This is a genomic window from Eikenella sp. NML120348, from assembly GCF_001648435.1.
GTDB lineage: Bacteria > Pseudomonadota > Gammaproteobacteria > Burkholderiales > Neisseriaceae > Eikenella > Eikenella exigua.
The window spans coordinates 59677-83807 of record NZ_LXSP01000006.1 but is presented as its reverse complement, the minus strand read 5'-3'; the positions used below and the strand labels follow the sequence as shown (position 1 = coordinate 83807).

The following is a 24131-nucleotide window of genomic DNA, read 5'->3' as shown; positions in this document are numbered from 1 at the left end:
TAAAACACCCACACTTATCGGTAATCTGATTGTTAAAGAGCTGCTGAACCGTAAAACCGACAACAAAACCGTGCCGTAAGGAACAGCGAAGATGCGGACTATACGCCTACCAGAATATTTTGTCAAACATCTTTTGACTCATTCTTTACCAACAACAACACAGCCATCAGACTACAAAAGGAAAATAACCTTTTGACAAGATGATCACAGATGCAATAAAATACGTAGTTCTTGTGTTCTAGGCATTATCGAACACTAGATAAATTAACCTTTTGATATAACCCCACATGGAGTTGAGTATGTACGCGGTCATAAAAACCGGCGGCAAACAATACAAAGTTGCTGTTGGCGAAAAATTGAAAGTAGAACAGATACCTGCCGAACTCGACAGCCAAATCGAACTGACTGAAGTTTTGATGATTGCTGACGGCGAGTCTGTAAAAGTAGGCGCACCTTTTATTGAAGGCGCGAAAGTAACAGCTAAGGTAGTGGCTCATGGCCGAGGCGAAAAAATCCGCATTTTCAAAATGCGCCGCCGTAAACACTATCAGAAACGCCAAGGCCACCGCCAGAATTTCACCCAAATTGAAATCGTGGCCATCGCCTAAGTTTTTAACCTAATTCAGGAGTATCAAACATGGCAAGTAAAAAAGCAGGCGGCAGCACCCGCAACGGCCGCGATTCAGAAGCCAAACGCTTGGGCGTGAAAGCCTACGGCAACGAGCTGATTCCTGCCGGTTCCATTATCGTTCGCCAGCGCGGCACCAAGTTTCATGCAGGCAACAACGTAGGCATGGGTAAAGACCATACCCTGTTTGCCAAAGTGGACGGCTACGTAGAATTTACCGTAAAAGGCGTACACAACCGTAAAACCGTTAACGTTCGCCCCTACACTGGTGCCGACGAATAATCAACGGCTAGCCTAATTTCAGGATGCTACTTCAGGTAGCATCCTTTTATTTTGCTCAATCAAATTATCCTGGCTAACACCCTCATTTAGCACACAAGCATTATCCGCCATCAAAAATCTGCTTAGCTACCAACTGCTATAATTCTGCCATCTCTATTTTTCAGGTAGCCTCACCATGCCCGCCACCCCTATCCTAGCCATCACCTCCGGCGAGCCGGCCGGCATAGGCCCCGATATCTGCCTTACTTTAGCTCAGCAGACTTTACCCTGTCGCTGCGTTGTCTTAGCCGACAAACAACTCCTCACCGAACGTGCCCAGCAACTCGGCTACCACACCCCCCTTGCCGATTATCATCCCAACCATCCGCCCGCCCCTGGCACACTGGAAGTTTTACACATTCCCCTCTCCGCCCCCTGCCACACCGGCCAACTCAACTCCGCCAATGCCCGCTACGTACTCTCCCTGCTTGATCGTGCCTATAGCGGCATCTGCCAAGGTGAATTTGCCGGCATGGTAACCGCCCCGTTGCACAAAGGCATCATCAACGACGCTGGCATCCTCTTCAGCGGCCACACCGAATACCTCGCTGCCATCAGCCATACCGAACAAGTCGTCATGATGCTGGCCGGCAACAGCCTACGCGTTGCCCTCGCCACCACCCACCTCCCCCTCAAAGACATCCCCGCCGCCATTACCCGCCCACTGTTACACTCCGTGTTGCACATTTTACACACCGACCTGAAAACCAAATTCGGCATCGCCAAACCCACCATCCTCGTGGCCGGGCTCAATCCACACGCCGGCGAACAAGGTCATCTCGGCTGGGAAGAGATTCAAATCATTGAGCCCGAATTACAATCCCTGCGCAAGCAAGGTCTCAACGTACGCGGCCCCTACCCCGCCGACACCCTGTTTCAACCCTTCTTGCTCAAAGATGCCGATGCCGTGCTCGCCATGTATCACGACCAAGGCCTGCCCGTACTCAAATACGCCTCCTTCGGCCAAGGCGTGAACATTACCCTCGGCCTGCCTTTCATCCGCACCTCAGTCGATCACGGCACCGCCCTCGACCTAGCCGGTACCGGCCGTGCCGACCACGGTAGCCTGCTCACCGCCATCCAAACCGCCCTCGATATGGCCGAACGCTGGCAACACCACCGCGCGCCATCATAGCCGCACACTATCAGGCACAAAGGCTACCTGAAAATCTGCCACTCATGCAGCAGTCTTAAAACTTTCAGGTAGCCTTCAGTTCAATCTATCCACATGATATAAAAACACTTCCCTGCACACAAAGACTACCTGAAAAAATCTACAACACTTCCAGCCAGCACTCAGCCTCACCATTGGCAAAATCATTGAACCCAGTGTGCTTTTTCCCTATAATCAACACCCTTGTATGTAAACCTAACCTCTGCCACCTATGGCCACACCCTTCATCGAAATGCAAAACGTCGCCTTTGCCTATGGCGAACGCCCCATCCTGAACAACGTCAGTTTTCAGGTAGCCCAAGGCACGTTTGCCGCCGTGATGGGTGGTTCCGGCAGTGGTAAGACCACCCTGCTGCGCCTGATTACCGGCCAAATTGCGCCCACTTCCGGCCGCGTGCTGATTAATGGCCGCGACCTTGCCGTATTCAACGCTAAAGAGTTGCACCAACATCGGCGCAATATGGGCGTACTGTTCCAATTCGGCGCTCTGTTTACCGATTTATCCGTATATGAAAACGTGGCTTTCCCGCTGCGTGAGCAAACCGACTTGCCCGAAGAAATCATCCGCGATTTAGTGCGCCTGAAGCTCAGCGCCGTCGGCCTGCACGGCACGGAAAACCTGATGCCGGACGAGCTATCCGGCGGCATGTCCCGCCGCGTTGCCTTGGCGCGTACCATCGCCCTCGACCCCGCACTGATGCTGTATGACGAGCCATTCACCGGCCTCGACCCGATTTCGCTGGGCGTAATTGCCGACTTGATCAGCAAAATCAACCATGCCCTGCGCTCCACCAGCATGATGGTTACACACGATGTGCCGCGCTCGCTGCAAATTGCCGACCAAGTGATTTTCCTTGCCCACGGCGAAATCCTATTTTCAGGTAGCCCAGAAGAAATGCGCAGCCTCGATTCGCCGTGGATTACCCAATTTATCAATGGCCTGCCCAACGGCCCGGTCGCCTTCCGCTATCCGGCCGAACGCGGCATACAACAAGTTTTGCTCAATAGCTAAATCATGAATTTTTTCCGAACCCTAGGCGCGAAAACGCTGGATTTCCTGCAGGAGCTAGGCAAAACCACCCTATTCCTGTTTGCCGTGCTGGCACGCTCCGGCACGCTGCTGCCACGCCTGAGGCTGGGCATCCGCCAAATGTATTTCACCGGCGTGCTCTCCATTATCATCATTGCCGTATCAGGGCTGTTTGTGGGCATGGTATTGGGTTTGCAGGGCTACACGCAGCTGGCTAAATTCAAATCAGCCGATATTTTGGGCTACATGGTGGCCGCATCGCTGTTGCGCGAACTGGGGCCGGTACTGGCCGGCATTCTGTTTGCCAGCAGCGCCGGTGGCGCGATGACCAGCGAAATCGGCCTAATGAAAACCACCGAGCAGCTGGAGGCGATGAAGGTGATGGCGGTCGATCCCGTTGCCCGCGTGGTGGTGCCGCGTTTTTGGGCAGGCGTGATTTCCATGCCGCTGTTGGCTTCCATCTGCAATGTGGCCGGTATTTACGGCGCCTATCTTATCGGCGTGCGCTATCTGGGCTTGGACGGCGGCATTTTCTGGTCGCAGATGCAGGCAAATATCGATGTGGGCTACGATGTGGTGAACGGGTTGATTAAATCGGTGGTGTTCGGCGTGGCTATTTCGCTGATTGCCGTGTATCAAGGCTTCCACTGCCGCAGCACGCCGGAAGGCATCCTGCGTGCCAGCACCCGCACCGTGGTGAGCAGCGCGCTCACTGTTTTGGCCTTGGATTTTGTTTTAACCGCCATCATGTTTATCGGATAACCAGATTATGAAAAGAAGCACTTTAGAACTTTGGGTCGGCGTTTTTGTGGCCTTAAGCATTGCTGCTGTGGTATTTTTATCACTGCGCGTGGCCGGTGGGCAAACGGTTTCCCGCCAGTCGTCCTACACCGTTTCCGCCAGCTTTACCGACATCGGCGGCTTGAAAGTAAAAGCCCCGGTGAAGGCTTCCGGCGTGGTGGTGGGTAGGGTATCCTCCATCCAGCTCGACCCGAAAACCTACCGAGCCAATGTGAGCCTGAACATCGACAGCCAATACCGTTTCAGCACCGACGTTTCCGCCGAAATTCTCACTTCCGGCCTGTTGGGCGAGCAATATATCGGCCTGCAGCAGGGCGCGGAGGAAACCGAGTTGAAAAACGGCGACACCATCGAAATCACCAGCTCTGCTTTGGTGCTGGAGCAGCTAATCGGAAAATTTATGACCAATACCGTAGAAAAAAACGGCGTAACACAATAAACACACTACAACATTTTCATTTTTCACTGGGAAAGGAAACATCAATGAAAAAATCCGCACTCACCGCCGCCCTGAGCATTGGCATCATGAGCATCGGCCTGGCCTTCGCTACGCCGCAGCAGGCCGTGGCACAGCTCAAGCAAAACAGCACCCAAGTGCTGAACATCTTGCAAAACGCCAAAAACAACAACGATGTGCAAGTTCGCCGTCAGGCCGAAAACTATGCCATCCCCTATTTTGACTTTACCCGCATGACCGAACTGGCTGTGGGCGCCAACTGGCGCAACGCCACCCCGGCGCAGAAAACCGCGCTTACCGAACAGTTTAAAACCCTGCTCATCCGCACCTACTCCGGCACCATGCTGCAATACCGCAACGCCAACGTGGTTATCCGCGAGAACGCGGTTCAGCGCGGCAACAGCATTATCGTTACCGCCGACATCACTCCCGCCGGCGGCAAACCGGTAACTATGGATTACACCATGTACCAAAGCGGCGGCAAATACCGCGTTTATAACGTGGCCGTAGAGGGCGCCAGCCTGGTAACCGTGTACCGCAGCCAGTTCAACAACACCATCGCGCAAAAAGGCATCGACGGCCTGATTCAAGAGCTGCGCAACAAAAACGGCAGCTGAATCCATGCACAGCGAATGCCGCGATGAAACCGTGTACCTCAGTGGGGAAGTGACCGTTGCCACGGTAACCTCCCCGCTGTTTCACGCCTATTGCCAACAGCTGGGCTACCTGAAAAACAGCCCAGCCCCCGCAATCGATTTCTCCGGCGTAAGCCAAGCCGATTCCGTCTGCATTTCCCTTATGGCCGCCGCCAAACGCAGCCGCCCCGAAGCCGCTTGGGTGTTCCGCGGCCTGCCCACTGGCGTGGCCGCTTTGGCCGAACTGTATGAAGTAGGCGGCTGGATAACATCATGAAAAAACTGCTCACCCTCACCCTGCTCACCATCGGCCTGTCCGGCAATGCCTTGGCCGAAGGCGTCGCCTACGACCCCTATGAAGGCTACAACCGCTTCATGTTCGGCGTAAACGACCGCATCGACCGCCACTTCCTTTCTCCCGTGGCACGCGGCTACCGCGCCGTTACCCCCCGCCCAGTGCGCAGCGGCATCGGCAACTTTTTCAATAACCTGCGCGACATCGTGAGCGTGGGCAGCAACCTATTGCGGCTCAACATTTCCAAAGCCGGTAGCGACCTGGTTCGCGTGGGCATCAACACCACCTTCGGCTTCGGCGGCCTTATCGACATCGCCAGCGAAGCCCAAATGCCCAACAACAAAAACACCCTCGGCGACACCTTCGCCAGCTGGGGCTGGAAAAACAGCAACTACTTCGTCTATCCCCTGCTCGGCCCCAGCACCGTGCGCGATGCACTGGGCAACACCATCACCAGCGTTTATTCCCCCGAAAAACTCGCCTTCGGTAACGGCGCCGGCTACTGGGCCGCCACCGGCGTGAAAACCCTCGACACCCGCGCCAACCTGCTCGACCTCACCGACGGCGTAAACCAAGTTGCGCTCGACCGCTATACCTTCATCCGCGACGCCTACATGGCCGCCCGCGCCAAACAAACCGGCACCATCCTGCCCGGCAGCGAAGACGACTACGTGCCCAGCTTTGAAGAAGATAGCGGCAACACTGGCAGCGAAGCCACAGCTACTGCCGAGCAACCCGCCGCTGGACCAGCCACCGCCGCGCAACCGTCTGCCGAACCCGCAGCAAACTCAGCCACCCCAGCTGCCAATACTCCGGCAGACAACACAAACAGCGGCCGCCCGGCTCCCAATACCATCCACGAAGAAATCATCAGCCGCTAAATTGCCACCCTTCAGATTTTCAGGTAGCCTTTCCACAAGTAGCAAAGGCTACCTGAAAAATAAAGGCTACCTGAAACCCTTCCCCCACCGCCTCATCAAAGGAGCGCATCATGTACGAAATCAACCGCAGCGTATTCCGGCTGGTGCCGCTACAGCCGTTTTGGAACTGGCTCACCGCCCTGCCCGGCGCCGAGCTTGACGACCTTACCCTCGAAGACCTGCAAAACAACGCCAACGCCTACCTCACCAACCCCTGCGATGACGGCGAAGAAGTGTGGGCGGAAGTCAAACCCCAAATCGACACCATCTTCGCCGCCGAGCTGGCCGACTGGTGCGAAGACGAAAGCCAATGGCCAGATTTGCATCCCGACATCTTTGCCGAATGGTTCAACATCCAGATCTCCCCCATCCTCTGCGATTTGTCCGCCCGCGAAGTAGAGCGCGAACCCTTCCAACCCCTGTAAAACCAAAGGCCGGCAGCCCGCACGCCGGCCATTTCCATCCCTGCCATGCCATGCCACACCACACCCACCTCACCGTACGCGGCTACCACCTCGACGTATACCGCCACGTAAACAACGCCCGCTATCTCGAATTTCTCGAAGAAGCCCGCTGGGACTATTTCGACCACAACGGGCTAGCCGAATTCTTCCGCAACAGCCGCTACGGCATGGCTATCGTCCACATCGACATCCACTACCGCCGTGCTGCTCTTCTCGGCGACCGGCTCGAGATTGAAACCACCTTTGCCCAAACCGACGCGCGCCAAGCCGTGATCAGCCAAACCATCCGCAAAACCGGCAGCCCGCGCATCCTTGCCGAAGCCCGCGTCAGCTTCATGCTCATCGACCAAACCACCGGCCGCGCCATCCGCTTCCCTGCCGAACTGCAGCAAGCCATTGCCGCCCACATCCCGTCCAACCCCGCAGAATCCGCCCCATGAAAAAATACCTCGGCGCCCTCCTCCTGCTGGCCGTGCTTGCCGCCGCCGGCTACATCCTGTTCGCCCCCAAACGCCTTCGCCCTGCAAAACCTGCAAGGCCAAAACGTGGATCAACCCGCCCCGCAAGGCAAAGTTACCCTCATCAACTTCTGGTTTCCCTACTGCCCCGGCTGCATAACCAAAATGCCCAAACCCACCGTCTGCTCTTCACCGTGCTCTACGACACACAAGGCCATACCCAGCAGGCCTACCAAGTCATCGCCGCCCCCACCTCTTTTCTGGTGGATAAAAATGGCCACATCGCCAAAACCTATGTAGGCGAGCCCGACTTTGCCGAAGTGTACCGCCTGGCCGACCAACTGCTCGCCGAATAACCCGCCCCAATATTTTCAGGTAGCCTTCTTCCGAAGAAAGGCTACCTGAAAAATAAACTACCGATCAATCAATAATCCACGCCATGAAACCTCAAAAACGCCCCCTCGACGGCGTCCTCCTGCTCGACAAAGCCACCGGCCTATCCAGCAACAGCGCCCTCCAGCAAGCCCGCCGCCTCTACCATGCCGAAAAAGCCGGCCACACTGGCGTGCTCGATCCGCTGGCCACCGGCCTGCTCCCCGTTTGCTTCGGCCAAGCCACCAAATTCGCCCAATACCTGCTCGATGCCGACAAAGCCTACATCGCCACCCTCCGTCTCGGCCAGGCCACCGATACCGGTGATGCCGAAGGCAGCATCACCGCCACCAGCCACACCGAAATCAGCCAAACCGATTTTCAGGTAGCCTGCCAGCAGCACCTCGGCGCACAGCAGCAGCTGCCTCCCATGTATTCCGCCCTCAAGCACCAAGGCAAACCCCTCTACCAATACGCCCGCCAAGGCATCGATATCCAACGCCAGCCCCGCAGCATACATATTCACGACATCCAAATCCTCCACTTCCAATTCCCCGAAACCCAAATCAGCGTGCAATGCAGCAAAGGCACCTACATCCGTACCCTCGCCGAAGACATTGCCAAAAGCGCCCACACCCTAGCCCACCTCACCGCCCTGCGCCGCACCGCCACCGCCGGCTTCCAAATCGAACACAGCCACAGCATCGAAAGCCTTACCGCGCTCACGGAGGAGCAGCGCGATGCCTTACTGTTGCCCTGCGATACATTGGTGCAACATCTGCCGCAGCACACCGCCAGCGAACAAACCATTCGCGCCCTGCGCTTCGGCCAAACCCCTGTTGCCCCGCCAGAGCTGCCAGAAAACACCCCCCTGCGCATCTACTCCGCCAACCGCGAATTCATCGGCCTCGTCACCAGCCGGCAAGGCTACCTGAAAGCCCTGCGCCTGATGAGCACACAAGCCAACTGAATTGGGTAACCCCAACAATCCGATCAATCCCGACGATCCCAATCCGGGCGGTGGCAATCCTCCTCCCCCTCCCGCTAATCAGCGTACCGGCAAGGCCATCACCCTATCATCTAACGGCTATCTGCGCATCAGCGAGCAGGCTCTGTCCTTTACCCAGCAAAACTTTGGCGTGCTGAAGGTAGATGGTCAAGAGCTGAACATTATCCCTCTCAACATAGTTGCCGGCGGTCTGCTCAATATGCAAGCACGAAACACCGCACGCGTAGGGCAAGTGATGACTCAGTCCAGCTATGGCTATGTCCGCGAAGGAACCGATGCCCAGGGCTATATGTTTTCACAAGGCATCGTAACCTCAGCCAACGACATGCCTACCAGCGGTACATTTAACTATTCCGGTTATGCCGTTCACGCCCCAGTGTCCAACCAAACCAATGCCCAGATTGAAAGCGACCCTGCCAACTTCAGTGTTGATTTCGGCAATCACACCATCAGCGGCACACTTACTCCCGCCAACAACGCAGCCGTTGTGTTGGATAACGGTATCATTTCCGGCAACAGCTTTAGCGGCACGGCCAACTCTGGCGCGAAATTCAGCGGCCACTTCTATGGCGGCCATGCCGACGAGATGGGCGGCACCTACCAAAAACAAGGTGAGTACACCGGCGCTTTCGGCACACGGAAAATCGCTCCTTAATCGATCTGGCTGAAACGCTTTTGCTGTGTAGTTAATCAAAGCAGCAACACAACAGGCTACCTGAAACTTTAGCTTCACAGAAACTGTGTAGCATTTTCAGGTAGCCTGTTTCTTAATTGCACTTCAGCCAGGCAGGCGGCTATCTCATCCCGCCGCTTCCGTCTCAAACAACAACTTTAGCGTTTGCAAAGCCTGCCCGCCGGCCTGCAAGTCCTTGCCTGCCGCGCCGTGTTTGATAACCGCCAGCAACACAAAAGCCCCGTCGTGTGCCGCACTGTTAATAACAATGCCCACTTCCTCACCATCGGCTTCCACCTTGCTGCCCACGGCTACAGGCTGGGCGCTGCGGCACACCGCCATACCACGCCGCACCTGGCCGCGATATTGCGCACGGGCGATGATTTCCTGCCCCGGATAGCAGCCTTTTTTGAAATGCACGCCGCCGAGCAGGTGCTGATTCAACATTTGCGCCACACAGCTTTCCACAGTGGGCCGTGAAATCCACGGCCGCCCCTGCAAAATTTCGGCGGCCTGCCAGGCTTCGGCAGCGGCAGGGCAGTCGGCATCGGGCAGCGGCACCGGGCTGAGCACCATGCGATTGCCGCCGGCCAAAGCCAGCGTAATCAGCCCGTTATCGGCTTCGTCGGCGGCAAATTTGAGTGCGGCGGCATCCGCGCCCGTATCCGCACCGCTTTGGCCGTACACCTGCCAAGCACTGTCGGTGTGGAACACTGTTTTGCTGCGCAGCACAAACATCCGCAGCCGCTTTATCGTGGCTTCCAGCAAATCCGCCGCCATCACCAGCAGGAAACGGTCGGCACGGCGCAACACCAGCATATTGGCCAGCACCCGCCCGCGCGGCGAATTGTAGGTGGCGAAACAAGTCTCGCCCGGCTGCAAATCCAAAATGTGGTTAGAAAGCTGGCTGTGCAGAAATTCGGCAGCATCCGCGCCACTTACCTCCGCCACGCCGAAAAAGGGCAATTTGCAAAGTGTGTGCATGGTTTTCTCCTGTGTTTTAGCAAATGAAATTTAAACCGATACTGCATTGGCCCGACTGTACTATCTGCGGTCAACCGCCTTATCTCGATTTAAATCTAATTCACGACACCTGATTTAGTCAGTAATTCTTCTCACCAAAAAAGGCATAAGTTGCATCATGGAACAGCTCGCTTTGTGCGCTGTCGGAATATTCCAGCCGCGCCAATTCATCGTCAAACCCCGCACGCACTGCCTCCAGCACATCTTGCGCCATATCTGGCGGCAGGCTGCGCAGCAGGCTTTTCAGCGCACTGCCCAACACCAGATTTTGCATATGCAAAGCCTCGCATATTTCTTCCAAATAGCTGATTCTCTGATTGATTTCTTCCATAACATTCTTCCTTTCCGCCTTAGGCCACGCTGCCGGGCAACGGGGCGGATTATAAGCTCAAGCCCGGCGATTGGACAGCCGCCACCCACAGAAGCATATTTTATGAAATAATATCGTCTGTTACGTTTTCAGGTAGCCTCATGGCAAGCAATCAAAGGCTACCTAAAACGGTTAATACATAAACTAACCACTCCTCGAAAAAACCACCATGACCCAAGCGCAAGACAATTTGGTTTTCACCCTCAATGACAACACCTCCACCCCGCAATCCACCACATCAGACACCGAAGATTGGGAAAAAGGCCTGGAACGCCTGCAACAAAAACGCCGCCATCTGGCCAAACAGGCACAACAACCGCCCGCTGCCCAATCCAACCGCCTCCCTTCTGCCGCCCTCCTATACGACACTTTGGTGGCCGAGGCCAACCCAACACCTGCGCCGTCTGCCACGCCTACTGCCGAACCCCGCACCGTACCGCTTCACACCCCCGCACCCGTGACCGAAACTGCCGCACAAACCGCCAGCACCAACACGCGCCCCAGCGCGCTCAGTGGCAGCCGCCACCGCCGCCTGAATCTGGATGAACAAAAACAGGCCTATCAAGCCTATTTCCAACATTGGCAGCAACAGCACAACCTGCAAACCGCCAGCTCCGAAGCCGAGCTAAACAACCCGCAAATCCTGTTTCAAGAAGACTGGCTGGCCGCCCAACATTCCCTGCGCGTCGGCCGTGACGAGCCCGTAATCGAGCAGGCCACCGTGTGGCTGGGCGGCGCACAGCCCACGGTAACGCCCGATCAAGACGTGGCTGAACAAATCGAAGCTGCCACCGAGGCCGCCGCACAGCCCGAATACGATGTCCAAGCCGAGCCCGGTACCGCCGCGCTGGCCGCCGCCGCCGAAAAAGTGGTGCTGCTCAATGCCTATGCCCTGCCCAGCAATTTGCAACACAAAATCCTCTGCCTGAGCGAGCAAGTCCTGCTCGAACGCCTAGCCGAAAAACTGCGTCCGCATCTGGCCGATGCCGTATCTGGCATGGTGAAAACCGCGCTTCAACGGCAAACCGCGCTGATGGTGCAGAATATGCAGCAGGCCTTCTTAGATGAAGTGCCCCGCCTGGTGGACGACGTACTGGCCTACAACCTCGCCCGTGCCCTGGCTGCTGTGAAAAAAGAACAGCTATAACAGCTACCCCCGAATCAAGGCTACCTGAAAATCCCCGCCGGTTTTCAGGTAGCCTTTGCCATTTTGCGCCGCCTCGATGTCTCCGCATTCATATCATTTCAACAATTCATTGTATTCACGATAAATTTTAGCAAAGTAAATTCCTTCTATTTACGTAAAAAACTGCTAAAATGCGCTAGACAATTCATTGGTTGCAGTACTTTCATCAACTTGAATTAAGGAGTAGGAAATGGACAACAAACTCGGGTTTAAACCCATGCCAATGGCGGTGGCCGTTGCGCTCACGCTGTTGATTTGGTTTGTCATTCCCGTGCCGCAGGGCGTTACCCCCAATGCCTGGCATCTGTTGGCGCTGTTTGTGGGCGTGATTGCCGCCATCATCGGTAAAGCCATGCCTATCGGCGCGCTGTCGATTCTCGCCATTATGCTGGTGGCCATTACCAAGGTAACCGTGCCCGAGCTTGATCCCGAAGGCAACCCGATCAAAAGCCCGGCCACCGTGGCCATTAAAGATGCTTTGAGCTCCTTCGGCGACCCGCTGATTTGGCTCATTGGTATTTCCATTATGATTTCGCGCGGCATCCTAAAAACCGGGCTGGGCGCGCGTATCGGCTACTACTTTATCTCCTTGTTCGGCAAGAAAACGCTGGGCATCGGCTACAGCCTGGCCATTTCCGAGCTGATTCTCGCCCCGGTAACGCCCAGTAATACTGCGCGCGGCGGCGGCATCATCCACCCGATTATGAAATCCATTGCGGGCAGCTTCGATTCCGACCCGGAAAAAGGTACGCAAAACCGCATCGGCAAATACCTGGCCTTGGTAAACTACCACAGCAACCCTATTACCTCTGCTATGTTCATCACTGCCACCGCGCCCAACCCGCTGATCGTGGATCTGATCGCCAAAGCCACCAACTCCGATATCCATCTGAGCTGGGGCACTTGGGCTGTTGCTATGCTTGTGCCCGGTTTGGCAGCTATGTTCCTGATGCCGCTGGTGCTGTATCTCTTCTTCCCGCCCGAAATCAAAGAAACCCCGAACGCTTCTCAGTTTGCCAAAGACAAGCTGCAAGAACTGGGCCCGATGAACCGCGGCGAGAAAATTATGTTGGGCATTTTTGCCATCCTGCTGCTGCTGTGGGCAGGCATTCCAGCCATGATTTTCGGCAAAGCCTACGCCGTCAACCCGACTACCACCGCCTTCCTCGGCCTCTCCCTGCTGCTGCTCAGCGGCGTGCTTACCTGGCAGGATGTCCTGACTGAAAAAGGCGCGTGGGACACCGTTACCTGGTTCTCTGCCCTGGTGATGATGGCCACCTTCCTCAACAAGCTCGGCCTGATTGCCTGGCTCTCCAAACTCTTGGAAAGCGGCATCGGCGGCATAGGCATGGGCTGGGTTGGCGCGGTAACCCTGCTGCTTCTGGCCTATATGTATGCCCACTACATCTTCGCCAGCACCACCGCCCACATCACCGCCATGCTCAGCGCCTTCTATGCCGCCGGCCTGGCCTTGGGCGCGCCTCCCATGCTCTACGCCCTGCTGCTGGCTTCCTCTTCCAGCATCATGATGACCCTTACCCACTACGCCACCGGTACTTCGCCCGTGATTTTCGGCTCCGGCTACACCACCTTGGGCGAATGGTGGAAAGCAGGCTTCATCATGAGCGTGGTCAACCTCGCCGTCTTCGTGATTATCGGCGGCGTTTGGTGGAAAGTGATGAATTACTGGTAAACCCAAAGCTTTACACCAGTAACGTTGAAGCATAACGGAAGGCTACCTGAAAACTCAGCGCAGCGAAGTTTCTGCGAAGCTAAAGTTTCAGGTAGCCTTTATAGTATAGTGGATTAAATTTAAATCAGGACAAGGCGACGAAGCCGCAGACAGTACAGATAGTACGGCAAGGCGAGGCAACGCTGTACTGGTTTAAATTTAATCCACTATAGATTAACAACGCACAATGTAGGCCGATACGACCGAGCTTGAGCAATCGGCATTCCAGCTAGCCCATGCTGTTTCAGGCTACCTGAAAACGAAAAAAGGCCACACCGATTTTTCAGGTAGCCTTTCTCTTTTTCGGCCGGTAACCCCTTAGTTTCGCCGTTCGGTAACGAAGGCGGCCAGTTGGCGCAGACGGTCGGCACGGGCATCGAAGCCGGACAAGGCCTGCTGCGCTTCGGCCACGAGCCGTTCGGCATACTCGCGGGCGGTGTTCAGCCCCATGAGTTTGACATAAGTGGGCTTGTCAGCTTCTTGGTCTTTACCGGCGGTTTTGCCCAAGGTGGCGGTATCGGCCTCGCAGTCGAGCACGTCGTCGATCACTTGGAAGGCGAGGCCGAGTTTGGCGGCGTAGTCGTCGAGCCGTGCCAGGGCAGCAGCGTCCAAATCGGGGCAGCTTAGCGCGCCCAGGGCCACGGCGGCGCGGATGAGGGCGCCGGTTTTCAGGCGGTGCATGGTTTCCAATTCTGGCTGGCCAATATGCTGCCCCACGAATTGCAAATCGATGGCCTGCCCGCCGGCCATGCCAAGGCTGCCGGAAGCGCGGGCGAGGGTGTGCACCATTTGCAACTGCCGCTGCGCGGGCAGGTCGTTGGGGCGGCTGAGCACGTCGAAAGCGAGGGTTTGCAGCGCGTCGCCCACCAGAAGGGCGGTGGCTTCGTCGTATTGGACGTGGCAGGTGGGTTTGCCGCGGCGCAGGCTGTCGTTGTCCATGGCGGGCATGTCGTCGTGTACCAAGGAATAAACGTGCACCAGCTCCACGGCGGCCAGGGCGGCCTCGGCAGCGGCGGCTTCGGATTGGCCTAGTTCGGCGGCAGCCAGCACCAGCAGCGGGCGCAGCCGTTTGCCGCCGCCGAGCACGGCATAGCGCATGGCTTGGTGCAGCCGCTGCGGCAGGCTGTTTTCTGGGGGCAGCACGCGCTCCAGCACAAGTTCGGCTTGGGCGCGGGCGCGTTGTTGCCAATTATTGGGTTTATTCATCTTGTTCCAACACCAGCTCGCGTTCCACGCCGGAATCCAGCACTTGCAGCTTCTGCTCCACTTCGGCCAGCCGCGCTTGGCAGAAACGCACCAGTTCGCTGCCTTCCTGATAGGCGGCCAGCGCGTCTTCCAGCGGCATATCGCTGGCCTGCATGGCTTGGTTGATGGCTTCCAGCCGGCTCACGGCTTCTTCAAAGGTTTTCGGTTTTTTCTTGGTCATGGCGGGTTTGCGGCAGTTCGATTCAAGGGCGGGATTGTAGCACAGCGGGCGGGTGGGTTTTAGGTAGCCTCCTCTGCCGCCTAAGTGACTGGGATAGGAAATAAAGCCTACTTATTTTCAGGTAGCCTGCCGCCGTCATCGTATAACATATACTGACACACCGCCCGCTTTCATTTACAATCAGCACAGTAAAGCAGCCGGAATAACCCGTCCGGCTGAAATATTTTGTTTGTGACCACCTGCCAATAAGGAAACCCGATGCGTATCCGAACCGCCCTCTTCCTGCCGCTGCTCGCCCTGCCGCTTCCCGCGCTGGCCGGCGAGCTCAACGGCGCCGAGCTGAGCCTGCCCTGGGGCATTCCCTTCGTGCTGATTCTGCTCTCCATCGCCACCGGCCCGCTGTTTTTCGCCCACATTTGGCACCACCACTTCGGCAAAATCACCGCAGCGTGGACCCTGGCCTTCCTCATCCCCTTTACCCTCGTGTACGGCTTCTCCACCAGCCTGCACGTGCTGGTGCACGCCTTGGTGGCCGAATACATCCCCTTCATTTTACTGCTGTGGGCGCTCTACACCATCTCCGGCGGTATCCTCGTGTGGGGCAATCTGCACGGCAGCCCACGCATGAACACCGCGCTGCTCGCCATCGGCACGCTCCTAGCCTCCGTGATGGGCACCACCGGCGCCGCCATGCTGATGATCCGCCCCATCCTCAAAGCCAACGACAATCGCAAGCACCGCGTGCACGTGGTGGTCTTCTTCATTTTCCTCGTGGCCAATATCGGCGGCGGCCTCACCCCGCTGGGCGATCCACCCCTCTTCCTCGGCTTCCTCAAAGGCGTGGATTTCATGTGGACAGTGCAACACATGCTGCCGCCCGTGTTGATTAGTGCTGCTGTGCTGCTCATCGTGTTCTACGTCCTCGACAGCAAATACTTCGCCCAAGCCGACGAAATCCTTGCCAAAGACCCGAGCCCAGACAGCCCGACCGAAAAAATCAAGCTCATGGGCAAATGGAACTTCCTGCTCCTGGGCGGCGTAGTGGCAGCCGTGATAATGTCCGGCATTTGGAAGCCCGCACACCCTGGCCTGGAAATTTTTGGCACCCACTACGCCCTGCAAAACCTCACCCGCGACCTGATGTTGGTGGCACTGGCCATTACTTCCCTCGCCATCACCCCCAAACAGGTGCGTGCCGGCAATGAATTCAACTGGGGGCCCATCGCCGAAGTGGGCAAACTCTTCCTCGGCATCTTCATCACCATCGCCCCCGTATTGGCCATACTGCAAGCCGGCGAACACGGTGCGTTTGCCCCGCTGATTTCCCTCGTGCACGATGCTTCCGGCAATCCGATCAATACCATGTATTTCTGGATGACCGGCATGCTCTCCGCCTTTTTGGATAACGCCCCCACCTACCTCGTGTTCTTCAACATGGCCGGCGGCGACACACACACCCTGATGAACGGCCACCTGTTCCACACACTGCTCGCCGTGTCCATGGGTTCCGTGTTCATGGGCGCACTCAGCTACATCGGCAACGCCCCCAACTTCATGGTGAAAGCCATCGCCGAACAGCGCAAAGTGCCCATGCCCGGCTTCTTCGGCTACATGGCCTGGTCGTTCGGCATCCTCGTGCCGCTGTTTATCCTGCACACCTTGATTTTCTTCGTGTGGCAGATTTTATGATTCCATAGTAGGTAAAAGGCTACCTGAAAGTGTAAGCTTCAACGAAGTTAAAACGGCTACACAAGTTTCTGCGCAGCTGGAATTTCAGGTAGCCTTTATTATTCAAGGAAGCCACCATCCAGTACAGGCTGCCTGAAAACAAGAGCTCCAACAAAGTGAAAACATAACTATCCTTTCTCGCGAAGAAACACCATCTTGCCGCAATACGCTACTACCCATCGCCACAAAACCCTTATACTGCCAAACATTACAGCTAAAGCACTTATTGCTTCATACCGCGTTGGCTCGCCCGGTATGAAAAACAATTACTGCAGCCGTATCCACCACGCCCGAAAGGGAAAAATCATGACTCAACAAATCCTGCAAGAAGCCACCGGCACACTCTGCAGACAAACAGCTCGCTCCAATTGAAGGACTGTTTTTCAAAGTACACAGCCTGTAGAACGGCACATTATTTGATACAGGAGGGGCTACCTGAAGATTTCAGGTAGCCCCTTCCTCATGTCCCCCCCCTCAACTTTACTTGCTCGGCAACTGCCACATCCACACTGTTACCGCCAAACACACTATCACCATCCCCGCACCTGCCCACCAGCGCTCTGGGAAACGATACAGCATCCACGCACACGAACAGGACATCATCAACGCCGATATTATCTTGCCCTTAAGCGGAATCACCCGTTTGCGCTCCCAGTCACGCACCATCGGGCCGAAATGGCGGTGTTCGCTCAGCCAACGGTGGAAACGCGGCGATGTGCGCGACCAACAGCCTGCCGCCAGCAACACAAACGGTACAGTCGGCAAACCCGGCAAAAAAATGCCGATAATACCCAAGAGTATAGCCAGCCAACCCGCCAGCCACACCAAAGGCCGCCACAACGGTAAGTAAGAATCTTGACCAGTTTGCCGGCGATGCCGTATCCACGCCACCCCAGCCGCCAGCCCTGCCGCCAAAACCGCAATCATCCATTCCATTTTGCCCATTATTCTTAATTCTCCCGCAAGGTTTGGTACGATTGTATCATTTGGTGAAGGAAATGCGACTTATTCACATATGCCCAAATGGCGTGAATATTTTGAAATAGAGCCGCAACTGCAGCCGCATATTTTGCATAATCGTTCTTTACTTTGAAGGTTAAGGTCGAACCCGAGATAAATTTCAGGTAGCCTCAAACCATCTATTTAAAGGCTACCTGAAACCGGAATAATTAAAGGGGCAAAGGCGGCAAACGCTACTCTTCCCGCTCTGCATTCGCAGCATCGTAAGCATCCACAATTTTCTGCACCAAGGGATGGCGTACCACATCTTCGCTGGTAAAGGTGTGGAAATAAATGCCCTCGATGCCTTGCAGTTTTTCCCGCGCGTCTTTCAGACCGGACTTAATATTGCGTGGCAAGTCGATTTGGCTGATGTCGCCGGTGATTGCTGCCTTAGCGCCGAAGCCGATACGCGTGAGGAACATTTTCATCTGTTCCGGAGTGGTATTTTGCGCTTCGTCTAGAATCACATACGAGCCGTTCAGCGTACGCCCGCGCATATAGGCCAGCGGTGCAATTTCAATCAGCCCGCGTTCCAGCAGCTTGGTAACGCGGTCGAAGCCCATCAAATCATACAGCGCGTCATACAGCGGGCGCAGATAAGGGTCTACCTTTTGCACCAAATCGCCCGGCAGAAAGCCGAGTTTCTCCCCCGCTTCCACCGCAGGGCGAACTAATACAATGCGTTCCACCTCATGTTTGCTCATTGCGTCCACTGCTGCCGCTACTGCCAAATAAGTTTTGCCCGTGCCCGCCGGGCCCAGGCCAAACACAATATCGTGGTTGAGCAGTGCGCGGATATAACCGTTTTGGCGCGGCGTGCGTCCGCCCAGCTTGCCGCGCCGCGTTTGCAGGAAATACTGATATCCAGCTTCGCTCTTTGGCACAAAAGTCTCGTCGGCTGTTTTGGCCTCTACTGCTGAGAGCTGGATGTCGTTATCGTCCAAATCCCGCCGCTCAGCCAATTCGGCCAGCTTTAAGAGGGCGGCCCGCGCTGCATGAGCATGATTGCCAATAAAGGCAAATTCGGCAAACTGTCGCCCAATTTCCACTTCCAACACTTTACCAAGTTTTTCCAAATTCTCTTCCAGCGGCCCGCACAGCCGCTGCAAAACAGAGTTGTCTATCTCTTCAAATTTCAGGTGTACAGTGTGGCTCATAAACTCTCAAACATTTATTTCAAACTCCCGGCTGCACCACCTTCTGGCAGCCGGAACATAATTTATACGATAATAGGCCGTATCGCGTACCAAGGCAATCCTCGCCGCGCAACCAGATTCTGCCAGAAAGCACAGCCCTGAAACAACACAAAACCCGCCCCTCAACACAGCGCTACATTGTTGCATAAAGCATACAACTTCGCCCGCATCTGCTGTTTTGCCCGCGATTGGATTTGTTTTTTTGCCGCCGAACAATTATATTGCAGTTATGAAATCGCTAATGCGGCGATTGCGTAAGAGCTTAAATAAAGGAAGACGAAGTTTCTTTTTTAAGTGTGTATTTTTAGTTTAGACATAGATAAAGGAATGCAGCATGAAAAAAACCCTGATTGCATTAGCATTGGTTTCCTTGCCGGTTGCCGCTTCTGCAGAAGTGATTCTGTACGGTAACATCCGTGCCGGTGTTGAATTTGTTCGTGAAGGCACCTCTGCCCAGCCGAAGAGCGTAAGAAACGCTTGGGGTGTGGTTGACTACGGTAGCTACATCGGCTTCAAAGGTTCTGAAGACCTGGGTGGCAACCTGAAAGCTATTTGGCAAGTTGAAGCTAACACCAGCTTGGCCGGTGGTAGCTTTGTAAACAACCGAGACAGCTTCATTGGTTTGGAAGGTGGTTTCGGTACTGTTAAAGTTGGTCGTGTAAGCACTCCGCTGAGAAATGCTGTAGTTGCCCAAGACAACTGGGAATATGGCAGCTACCTCTTAGGCTTGGATCGCTATACCCGTTTCGGTACTCGCCGTACCAGCTTGAACTATCAGTCTCCTGACTTTGGTGGTTTTGACTTCTCATTCCAGATGGCTCCTGGTGCTAACGTACACGGCGGCCGCACTAATGACGGCAAGCCGGTATTTGGTTTGGGCTTAGGTTACAAAAACAGCGGCTTCTTCGCACGTTACGCAACTGAATACGCTCGCAAATCTACCAGTGCTGCTGCCGGTCGGAAAGACAGCCACGCTCACAACCTGTCTGTAGGTTATGATGCTAACAACCTGTATGTTGCTGGTGGTTTCCAATACGCTAAAAACGTAAACACTGACTTCTTTGCAGATGCTGACGTTGCTGCTACCACCGAAAACAACGGCAAAACCACAGAGGCTCAACTCTCTGCTGCTTACACTTTCGGTGCTATTACTCCGAAAGCAACTGTAGCTTACGGCCGTGCTAAGAGTGATAATGTTCGGACCGATGGTGGTCGCTACCTGCAAGCCATTGTTGGTGCTGACTACGCGTTCTCTCGCCGCACCACTGGCTTGGTATCTGTAGGTTGGTTGCGTGAAAAAGCCAACACTAACGATAAAAACGTAAACAACTGGGGCGTAGGCACTGGCGTGGTACATAAATTCTAATTTGTGGCTAGCCTAGCCTAGTAACCCAACAAAAGGCTTGCTTCGGCAAGCCTTTTCTTTGCCTATACTCTTCTTGATTGTTTGGAACAAAGGAAAATAGGGTTACCTGAAAGTAACGCTTCAACGAAGCTAAACCAGGCAATCTGTATTCTCAGGTAGCCTTCGATTTAGTATAGCAAACTATGTGCATGGAGTGTGCCGCACGTATACTGGAGCTTTCCCTTGCAATATTTCTCTCGTAATATGGCTCACAAAGTTGCTCTGCACTCACCTTGTACATGGAGGAGGCTACCTGAACCCCTTCAGGTAGCCTTTTCTCATCCAGCCCAGTGGTTTAATTGGTAAACGGATGCTGCAGCACGATGGTCTCCACGCGATCTGGGCCAGTGGAGACAATGGCGATGGGCGCGCCGCATACTTCTGCGATGCGTTTCAGATAGCCTTTGGCATTTTCTGGCAGCTGATCAAAGCTTTGCACGCCGAAGGTGGATTCTGTCCAGCCGGGTAAGGTTTCGTAGATTGGGGTGCAACCGGCCACGGCATCGCTGCCAAAGGGCAGGATATCGGTGGTGCTGCCGTCGGGCAGAGTGTAGCCGGTGCAGATTTTGATTTCGGGGATGCCGTCCATCACGTCGAGCTTGGTGATGCACAGGCCGCTGATGCCGTTGATTTGGATGGAGCGCTTGAGGGCGGCGGCATCAAACCAGCCGCAACGGCGGGCACGGCCGGTTACCGAGCCGAATTCGTTGCCGCGTTCGGCCAGGCCTTTGCCGGTGTCGTCGAACAGTTCGGTGGGGAAGGGGCCGGAACCGACGCGGGTGGTGTAGGCCTTCACGATGCCGAGCACATAATCCAAGGCCTGCGGCGGCACGCCAGCACCGGCAGAGGCAGCGCCTGCCAAGCAGTTGGACGAGGTAACAAAGGGATAAGTGCCGTAGTCGATATCCAACAGCGTGCCTTGCGCACCTTCAAACAGCAGGCGTTCGCCGCACTGAATGGTGTCATGCAGGCTGCGCGACACGTCGGCGAGCATCGGCAGAATACGCTCTTTGAAGGCGTTGATTTTGGCCATCACGTCATCAAACTGCACGGGTTCTGCGCCATGCAGGTGTTGCAGCTGCACGTTATACACTTCAAGGTTGGCGCGCAGTTTGTCGGACAAGAGCTCGGTATTGGCCAAATCGCCCAAGCGGATGGCGCGGCGGGCTACTTTGTCTTCGTAAGCCGGGCCGATGCCGCGGCCGGTGGTGCCGATTTTGCCGGCGCCTTTGGAGGCTTCGCGGGCATGATCGAGCGCAATGTGGTAGGGCAGAATCATCGGGCAGGTGGGGGCGATGTGCAGCCGACCGGCCACGTTTTTCACGCCGGCCGCGGTGAGCTCGTCAATTTCGCCGAGCAGGGCTTCGGGGGAAACCACCACGCCCGAGCCGATATAACAATGCAGGTTTTCATGCAGGATGCCGCTGGGAATCAGGCGCAGCACGGTTTTTTTGCCGTTCACCACCAGCGTGTGCCCGGCATTGTGGCCGCCTTGGAAACGCACCACACCGGCGCATTCTTCGGCCAGCCAGTCTACGATTTTGCCTTTGCCTTCGTCGCCCCATTGTGCGCCGATTACTACGATATTTTTTGCCATAATGTTGTTGCCTTTATTGGTTAATTGGTAGAAATGGTTTTTTATAACTTCTGCCTACATTAGAACCTTGATGTGTTCAGGTAGCATGGGCAGGGTAAGGAAGCTAATTCATACATACTGCTGAAAGCTTTGGCCTGTGCTTCGTCTATATCGGTAACCAGTAAGATAAAGTTTTCGGCGGGAATATTCAGCCGTTTGCGTAGGGTAAGGTATTTATCCAAATCGCGACGGTACTCACCGGTTTTGCATTCGATTACCAAAGGCTGTTTGCCAGTAGGCAGAAAGACAACATCCAGTTCATGCAGGTCTTCATTGGCGAAACGGATTTCCAAGCTTCTGGCACAAGAGAAAGAGAAAGTTTTCCCTCGTTGCTTGGCTTCTTTCAATATCTGCCCGAGTGCATACCACTCCAGCCATTCACCACTAAAAATTGGCGGACAGGTGCGGCACTTTGTAGTTTCAAGTGGATGAGTTTATCTTGTTTTTGATAAGAATAACGGGAAAATAGGGTGTTGCTATAAAACTCGCGGCAGAGGGTGTTAATTTGTTGGGCGTCTTTTTGCGAGTATTTTTTCAAACCCAAATTCAGCCCGCTGTGGCTATTGCGGTATGACCAAGCAATTCTACTGATAATGTCTTTAAATACGTTGTAATACTGCCCAATACGTTCGGCAGCTTCATCGTAATAGCCGCTCATGTCCACGGCGGAATAGTCGAAGTTTGGGGTAATTTGTTTGTCAGCAAACCATTGCGCCAATCCGAAATGCTGCTGTGTAGTACTTAGAACTTCAGTATTCGACAATTTAATGCCGTATAGTGGATTGGTATCACTTGATTGTGTGGCCTCATTTGCTGAATTAGAAACCTGTTCGCTTTCCTGCTCTTTCAACGCATTTAGTTCACGCATAACAGCAGCGTAGCGGTTAATCAGCTGGTTGATGAAATACACGGTATCGTAAACGATAACGGGCTGCCCACATTTTTGGCATACGGCACCTTCTTGTACAGAATGTTCCCCTAGTTGTTTACAATGGTTGCAGCGATAGACGCCCATTACCTCCCCTTTTTAATCTTATTAATCTTAATAAATAAGAAGCACTTAGATTTTTCAGGTAGCCTCACCATACCAATAATTAGGCTACCTGAAACTATTTATGCCACCTGTGTTTGATGCTCGCTTCCCGCGCGTTCGCAGATTGTGCCCAGGCGGTACACGGTTTCGCCTTGTTCGGTGAGGAAGGCCTGCACTGCCTCAGCCTGCTCGGCAGGCACGACAACAGCCATGCCAATGCCGCAGTTGAAGGTGCGGTACATTTCCTGCTGCTCCACGTTGCCGGCCTGTTGCAGCCATTGGAACAGTTTGGGCAGCGGCCAAGATTGGGCATCGATTTGCGCCACGCAGTTTTCAGGCAGCACGCGCGGGATATTTTCGGTAATGCCGCCACCGGTAATGTGCGCCATGCCTTTGATTTCAAATCTTTCCAGCGCCGCCAAAATCGGTTTCACATACAGGCGGGTAGGCGCGATAACGGCTTGGCGCAGGGTTTTACCTCCGTCGAATTCGGCATCTAAATCGGGATTGCTGCGCTCGATGATTTTGCGGATGAGGGAGTAGCCGTTGGAGTGTGCGCCGTTGGAGGCGAGGCCGAGCACCACGTCGCCCGGCCGGATGCTGCGGCCGTTGATGACTTTGCTTTTTTCCACCACGCCCACGGCGAAGCCGGCCAAATCGTATTCGCCTTCGGGATACATGCCGGGCATTTCGGCCGTTTCGCCGCCAATCAGGGCGCAGCCGGATTGTTCGCAGCCCTCGGCGATGCCTTTAATCACATCGGTGGCGCGCGCCACATCGAGCTTACCGCAGGCGAAATAGTCGAGGAAAAACAGCGGCTCTGCGCCTTGTACGAGGATGTCGTTCACGCTCATGGCCACCAGGTCGATGCCCACGGTGTCGTGAATATCCCATTCAAACGCTAGTTTCAGCTTGGTGCCTACGCCGTCGGTGCCGCTTACCAGCACGGGGTTTTGATACTTTTTGCTGATTTCCACCAGCGCGCCGAAGCCGCCCAAGCCTCCCAACACTTCGGGGCGCATGGTGCGCTTGGCAAAGGATTTGATGTTTTCGACCAGTTGGTCGCCCGCATCGATATCGACACCGGCATCGCGGTAGCTGAGGGATTGAGTCATGGCACTCTTTCGGGGAAAAATTTAAAACAGGAAAACGCTATT

28 protein-coding genes are annotated in these 24131 nt (G+C 55.0%); 18 read left to right on the top strand and 10 right to left on the bottom strand.

From position 1 onward, the window contains the following. Positions 1-299 precede the first annotated feature (299 nt). From rplU to A7P99_RS08645, 14 genes are all read left to right on the top strand, one after another. Positions 300-608: a 50S ribosomal protein L21 gene (gene rplU / locus A7P99_RS08710; RefSeq protein WP_023887837.1), complete on the top strand. Its 309-nt coding sequence runs from the start codon at positions 300-302 to the stop codon at positions 606-608. Positions 609-637: 29 nt separating this feature from the next. Continuing rightward, entirely contained in the window at positions 638-910 is a 273-nt protein-coding gene (rpmA, locus tag A7P99_RS08705) for a 50S ribosomal protein L27 (RefSeq protein ID WP_023887836.1), read from the top strand. Positions 911-1085: 175 nt separating this feature from the next. Continuing rightward, positions 1086-2084: a 4-hydroxythreonine-4-phosphate dehydrogenase PdxA gene (gene pdxA, locus A7P99_RS08700; RefSeq protein WP_067449371.1), complete on the top strand. Its 999-nt coding sequence runs from the start codon at positions 1086-1088 to the stop codon at positions 2082-2084. A 250-nt stretch (positions 2085-2334) separates the two neighbouring features. Then, a complete protein-coding gene (locus A7P99_RS08695) occupies positions 2335-3135 on the top strand; it encodes an ABC transporter ATP-binding protein (RefSeq protein ID WP_067449369.1) in 801 nt (266 codons plus the stop codon). A 3-nt stretch (positions 3136-3138) separates the two neighbouring features. Then, on the top strand, positions 3139-3915 hold the full coding sequence (gene mlaE, locus A7P99_RS08690) for a lipid asymmetry maintenance ABC transporter permease subunit MlaE (RefSeq protein WP_023887833.1): 777 nt from the start codon (positions 3139-3141) through the stop codon (positions 3913-3915). 7 nt (positions 3916-3922) lie between these two features. After that, positions 3923-4393, top strand: a complete 471-nt coding sequence (mlaD, locus tag A7P99_RS08685; protein WP_067449367.1) for an outer membrane lipid asymmetry maintenance protein MlaD — start codon at positions 3923-3925, stop codon at positions 4391-4393. A 44-nt stretch (positions 4394-4437) separates the two neighbouring features. Further along, on the top strand, positions 4438-5028 hold the full coding sequence (locus A7P99_RS08680; protein ID WP_067449366.1) for a phospholipid-binding protein MlaC: 591 nt from the start codon (positions 4438-4440) through the stop codon (positions 5026-5028). Between the two features lie 4 nt (positions 5029-5032). Then, positions 5033-5323 carry a lipid asymmetry maintenance protein MlaB gene (locus tag A7P99_RS08675; protein ID WP_067449363.1) on the top strand — a complete coding sequence of 97 codons (291 nt, stop codon included), beginning with the start codon at positions 5033-5035 and terminating at the stop codon, positions 5321-5323. Next, positions 5320-6222 (top strand): VacJ family lipoprotein, encoded by a 903-nt coding sequence (locus A7P99_RS08670; RefSeq protein ID WP_067449361.1) that lies wholly within the window; start codon positions 5320-5322, stop codon positions 6220-6222. The genes A7P99_RS08675 and A7P99_RS08670 overlap by 4 nt, the downstream gene beginning before the upstream one ends. Positions 6223-6332: 110 nt before the next feature. Then, entirely contained in the window at positions 6333-6686 is a 354-nt protein-coding gene (locus A7P99_RS08665; protein WP_067449359.1) for a VacJ, read from the top strand. Between the two features lie 50 nt (positions 6687-6736). Then, entirely contained in the window at positions 6737-7165 is a 429-nt protein-coding gene (locus tag A7P99_RS08660; RefSeq protein ID WP_067528525.1) for a thioesterase family protein, read from the top strand. Then, a complete protein-coding gene (locus tag A7P99_RS08655; protein WP_067687238.1) occupies positions 7162-7539 on the top strand; it encodes a peroxiredoxin in 378 nt (125 codons plus the stop codon). The genes A7P99_RS08660 and A7P99_RS08655 overlap by 4 nt, the downstream gene beginning before the upstream one ends. Before the next feature lie 83 nt (positions 7540-7622). Next, on the top strand, positions 7623-8525 hold the full coding sequence (gene truB, locus A7P99_RS08650; protein WP_067528523.1) for a tRNA pseudouridine(55) synthase TruB: 903 nt from the start codon (positions 7623-7625) through the stop codon (positions 8523-8525). 1 nt (position 8526) lies between these two features. After that, the gene (locus A7P99_RS08645; RefSeq protein ID WP_067528519.1) at positions 8527-9219 is read left to right on the top strand and encodes a Slam-dependent surface lipoprotein; all 693 of its coding nucleotides are present in this window, start codon (positions 8527-8529) and stop codon (positions 9217-9219) included. 144 nt (positions 9220-9363) lie between these two features. On the opposite strand, the gene A7P99_RS08640 is transcribed toward A7P99_RS08645, so the two are convergent. Together A7P99_RS08640 and A7P99_RS08635 are read right to left on the bottom strand one after the other, a co-directional pair. Then, positions 9364-10221 carry a folate-binding protein YgfZ gene (locus A7P99_RS08640; RefSeq protein WP_067528517.1) on the bottom strand — a complete coding sequence of 286 codons (858 nt, stop codon included), beginning with the start codon at positions 10219-10221 and terminating at the stop codon, positions 9364-9366. A 118-nt stretch (positions 10222-10339) separates the two neighbouring features. Beyond that, positions 10340-10591 (bottom strand): hypothetical protein, encoded by a 252-nt coding sequence (locus A7P99_RS08635; RefSeq protein ID WP_067528516.1) that lies wholly within the window; start codon positions 10589-10591, stop codon positions 10340-10342. Positions 10592-10799: 208 nt separating this feature from the next. Here A7P99_RS08635 and A7P99_RS08630 point away from each other — a divergent pair, with 208 nt between their 5' ends. Both A7P99_RS08630 and A7P99_RS08625 read left to right on the top strand, forming a co-directional pair. Next, positions 10800-11777, top strand: coding sequence for a hypothetical protein (locus A7P99_RS08630; RefSeq protein WP_067449343.1), 978 nt, complete (start codon positions 10800-10802; stop codon positions 11775-11777). A 229-nt stretch (positions 11778-12006) separates the two neighbouring features. Beyond that, positions 12007-13509, top strand: coding sequence for a DASS family sodium-coupled anion symporter (locus A7P99_RS08625; RefSeq protein ID WP_067449341.1), 1503 nt, complete (start codon positions 12007-12009; stop codon positions 13507-13509). Between the two features lie 357 nt (positions 13510-13866). Here A7P99_RS08625 and A7P99_RS08620 read toward each other — a convergent pair whose 3' ends face one another. Beyond that, complete coding sequence (locus A7P99_RS08620) at positions 13867-14754, bottom strand: polyprenyl synthetase family protein (protein WP_067528514.1); 888 nt, start codon at positions 14752-14754, stop codon at positions 13867-13869. Next, entirely contained in the window at positions 14747-14974 is a 228-nt protein-coding gene (locus tag A7P99_RS08615) for an exodeoxyribonuclease VII small subunit (RefSeq protein WP_003823446.1), read from the bottom strand. Before A7P99_RS08615 ends, A7P99_RS08620 begins: the two co-directional genes overlap by 8 nt. A 258-nt stretch (positions 14975-15232) precedes the next feature. Here A7P99_RS08615 and A7P99_RS08610 point away from each other — a divergent pair, with 258 nt between their 5' ends. Next, a complete protein-coding gene (locus A7P99_RS08610) occupies positions 15233-16663 on the top strand; it encodes a sodium:proton antiporter (protein WP_067449337.1) in 1431 nt (476 codons plus the stop codon). A gap of 519 nt (positions 16664-17182) precedes the next feature. On the opposite strand, the gene A7P99_RS09830 is transcribed toward A7P99_RS08610, so the two are convergent. Both A7P99_RS09830 and A7P99_RS08600 read right to left on the bottom strand, forming a co-directional pair. Further along, the gene (locus A7P99_RS09830) at positions 17183-17542 is read right to left on the bottom strand and encodes a YbaN family protein (protein WP_167738619.1); all 360 of its coding nucleotides are present in this window, start codon (positions 17540-17542) and stop codon (positions 17183-17185) included. 353 nt (positions 17543-17895) lie between these two features. Further along, positions 17896-18861 carry a PhoH family protein gene (locus tag A7P99_RS08600; RefSeq protein ID WP_067449333.1) on the bottom strand — a complete coding sequence of 322 codons (966 nt, stop codon included), beginning with the start codon at positions 18859-18861 and terminating at the stop codon, positions 17896-17898. Positions 18862-19234: 373 nt separating this feature from the next. Between A7P99_RS08600 and A7P99_RS08595 the strand changes: the two genes are divergently transcribed. Continuing rightward, positions 19235-20266, top strand: coding sequence for a porin (locus A7P99_RS08595; RefSeq protein ID WP_067449331.1), 1032 nt, complete (start codon positions 19235-19237; stop codon positions 20264-20266). 334 nt (positions 20267-20600) lie between these two features. Here A7P99_RS08595 and A7P99_RS08590 read toward each other — a convergent pair whose 3' ends face one another. The 4 genes from A7P99_RS08590 to purM all read right to left on the bottom strand — a co-directional run bounded on the left by A7P99_RS08590 (position 20601) and on the right by purM (position 24089). Continuing rightward, entirely contained in the window at positions 20601-21902 is a 1302-nt protein-coding gene (locus A7P99_RS08590) for an adenylosuccinate synthase (protein ID WP_067528512.1), read from the bottom strand. A 59-nt stretch (positions 21903-21961) separates the two neighbouring features. Then, entirely contained in the window at positions 21962-22234 is a 273-nt protein-coding gene (locus A7P99_RS10495) for a hypothetical protein (RefSeq protein WP_231863740.1), read from the bottom strand. 50 nt (positions 22235-22284) lie between these two features. Further along, positions 22285-22956: a hypothetical protein gene (locus A7P99_RS08585; protein WP_231863739.1), complete on the bottom strand. Its 672-nt coding sequence runs from the start codon at positions 22954-22956 to the stop codon at positions 22285-22287. 98 nt (positions 22957-23054) lie between these two features. Next, the gene (gene purM / locus A7P99_RS08580) at positions 23055-24089 is read right to left on the bottom strand and encodes a phosphoribosylformylglycinamidine cyclo-ligase (RefSeq protein ID WP_067449328.1); all 1035 of its coding nucleotides are present in this window, start codon (positions 24087-24089) and stop codon (positions 23055-23057) included. Between the last annotated feature and the right edge of the window lie 42 nt (positions 24090-24131).

Bases quoted from the DNA above. Each gene is read 5' to 3' on its own strand.
- rplU (WP_023887837.1), top strand. From the start codon at position 300: ATGTACGCGGTCATAAAAACCGGCGGCAAACAATACAAAGTTGCTGTT.
- rpmA (WP_023887836.1), top strand. From the start codon at position 638: ATGGCAAGTAAAAAAGCAGGCGGCAGCACCCGCAACGGCCGCGATTCA.
- pdxA (WP_067449371.1), top strand. From the start codon at position 1,086: ATGCCCGCCACCCCTATCCTAGCCATCACCTCCGGCGAGCCGGCCGGC.
- A7P99_RS08695 (WP_067449369.1), top strand. From the start codon at position 2,335: ATGGCCACACCCTTCATCGAAATGCAAAACGTCGCCTTTGCCTATGGC.
- mlaE (WP_023887833.1), top strand. From the start codon at position 3,139: ATGAATTTTTTCCGAACCCTAGGCGCGAAAACGCTGGATTTCCTGCAG.
- mlaD (WP_067449367.1), top strand. From the start codon at position 3,923: ATGAAAAGAAGCACTTTAGAACTTTGGGTCGGCGTTTTTGTGGCCTTA.
- A7P99_RS08680 (WP_067449366.1), top strand. From the start codon at position 4,438: ATGAAAAAATCCGCACTCACCGCCGCCCTGAGCATTGGCATCATGAGC.
- A7P99_RS08675 (WP_067449363.1), top strand. From the start codon at position 5,033: ATGCACAGCGAATGCCGCGATGAAACCGTGTACCTCAGTGGGGAAGTG.
- A7P99_RS08670 (WP_067449361.1), top strand. From the start codon at position 5,320: ATGAAAAAACTGCTCACCCTCACCCTGCTCACCATCGGCCTGTCCGGC.
- A7P99_RS08665 (WP_067449359.1), top strand. From the start codon at position 6,333: ATGTACGAAATCAACCGCAGCGTATTCCGGCTGGTGCCGCTACAGCCG.
- A7P99_RS08660 (WP_067528525.1), top strand. From the start codon at position 6,737: ATGCCACACCACACCCACCTCACCGTACGCGGCTACCACCTCGACGTA.
- A7P99_RS08655 (WP_067687238.1), top strand. From the start codon at position 7,162: ATGAAAAAATACCTCGGCGCCCTCCTCCTGCTGGCCGTGCTTGCCGCC.
- truB (WP_067528523.1), top strand. From the start codon at position 7,623: ATGAAACCTCAAAAACGCCCCCTCGACGGCGTCCTCCTGCTCGACAAA.
- A7P99_RS08640 (WP_067528517.1), bottom strand. From the start codon at position 10,221: ATGCACACACTTTGCAAATTGCCCTTTTTCGGCGTGGCGGAGGTAAGT.
- A7P99_RS08635 (WP_067528516.1), bottom strand. From the start codon at position 10,591: ATGGAAGAAATCAATCAGAGAATCAGCTATTTGGAAGAAATATGCGAG.
- A7P99_RS08630 (WP_067449343.1), top strand. From the start codon at position 10,800: ATGACCCAAGCGCAAGACAATTTGGTTTTCACCCTCAATGACAACACC.
- A7P99_RS08625 (WP_067449341.1), top strand. From the start codon at position 12,007: ATGGACAACAAACTCGGGTTTAAACCCATGCCAATGGCGGTGGCCGTT.
- A7P99_RS08620 (WP_067528514.1), bottom strand. From the start codon at position 14,754: ATGAATAAACCCAATAATTGGCAACAACGCGCCCGCGCCCAAGCCGAA.
- A7P99_RS08615 (WP_003823446.1), bottom strand. From the start codon at position 14,974: ATGACCAAGAAAAAACCGAAAACCTTTGAAGAAGCCGTGAGCCGGCTG.
- A7P99_RS08610 (WP_067449337.1), top strand. From the start codon at position 15,233: ATGCGTATCCGAACCGCCCTCTTCCTGCCGCTGCTCGCCCTGCCGCTT.
- A7P99_RS08600 (WP_067449333.1), bottom strand. From the start codon at position 18,861: ATGAGCCACACTGTACACCTGAAATTTGAAGAGATAGACAACTCTGTT.
- A7P99_RS08595 (WP_067449331.1), top strand. From the start codon at position 19,235: ATGAAAAAAACCCTGATTGCATTAGCATTGGTTTCCTTGCCGGTTGCC.
- A7P99_RS08590 (WP_067528512.1), bottom strand. From the start codon at position 21,902: ATGGCAAAAAATATCGTAGTAATCGGCGCACAATGGGGCGACGAAGGC.
- A7P99_RS08585 (WP_231863739.1), bottom strand. From the start codon at position 22,956: ATGGGCGTCTATCGCTGCAACCATTGTAAACAACTAGGGGAACATTCT.
- purM (WP_067449328.1), bottom strand. From the start codon at position 24,089: ATGACTCAATCCCTCAGCTACCGCGATGCCGGTGTCGATATCGATGCG.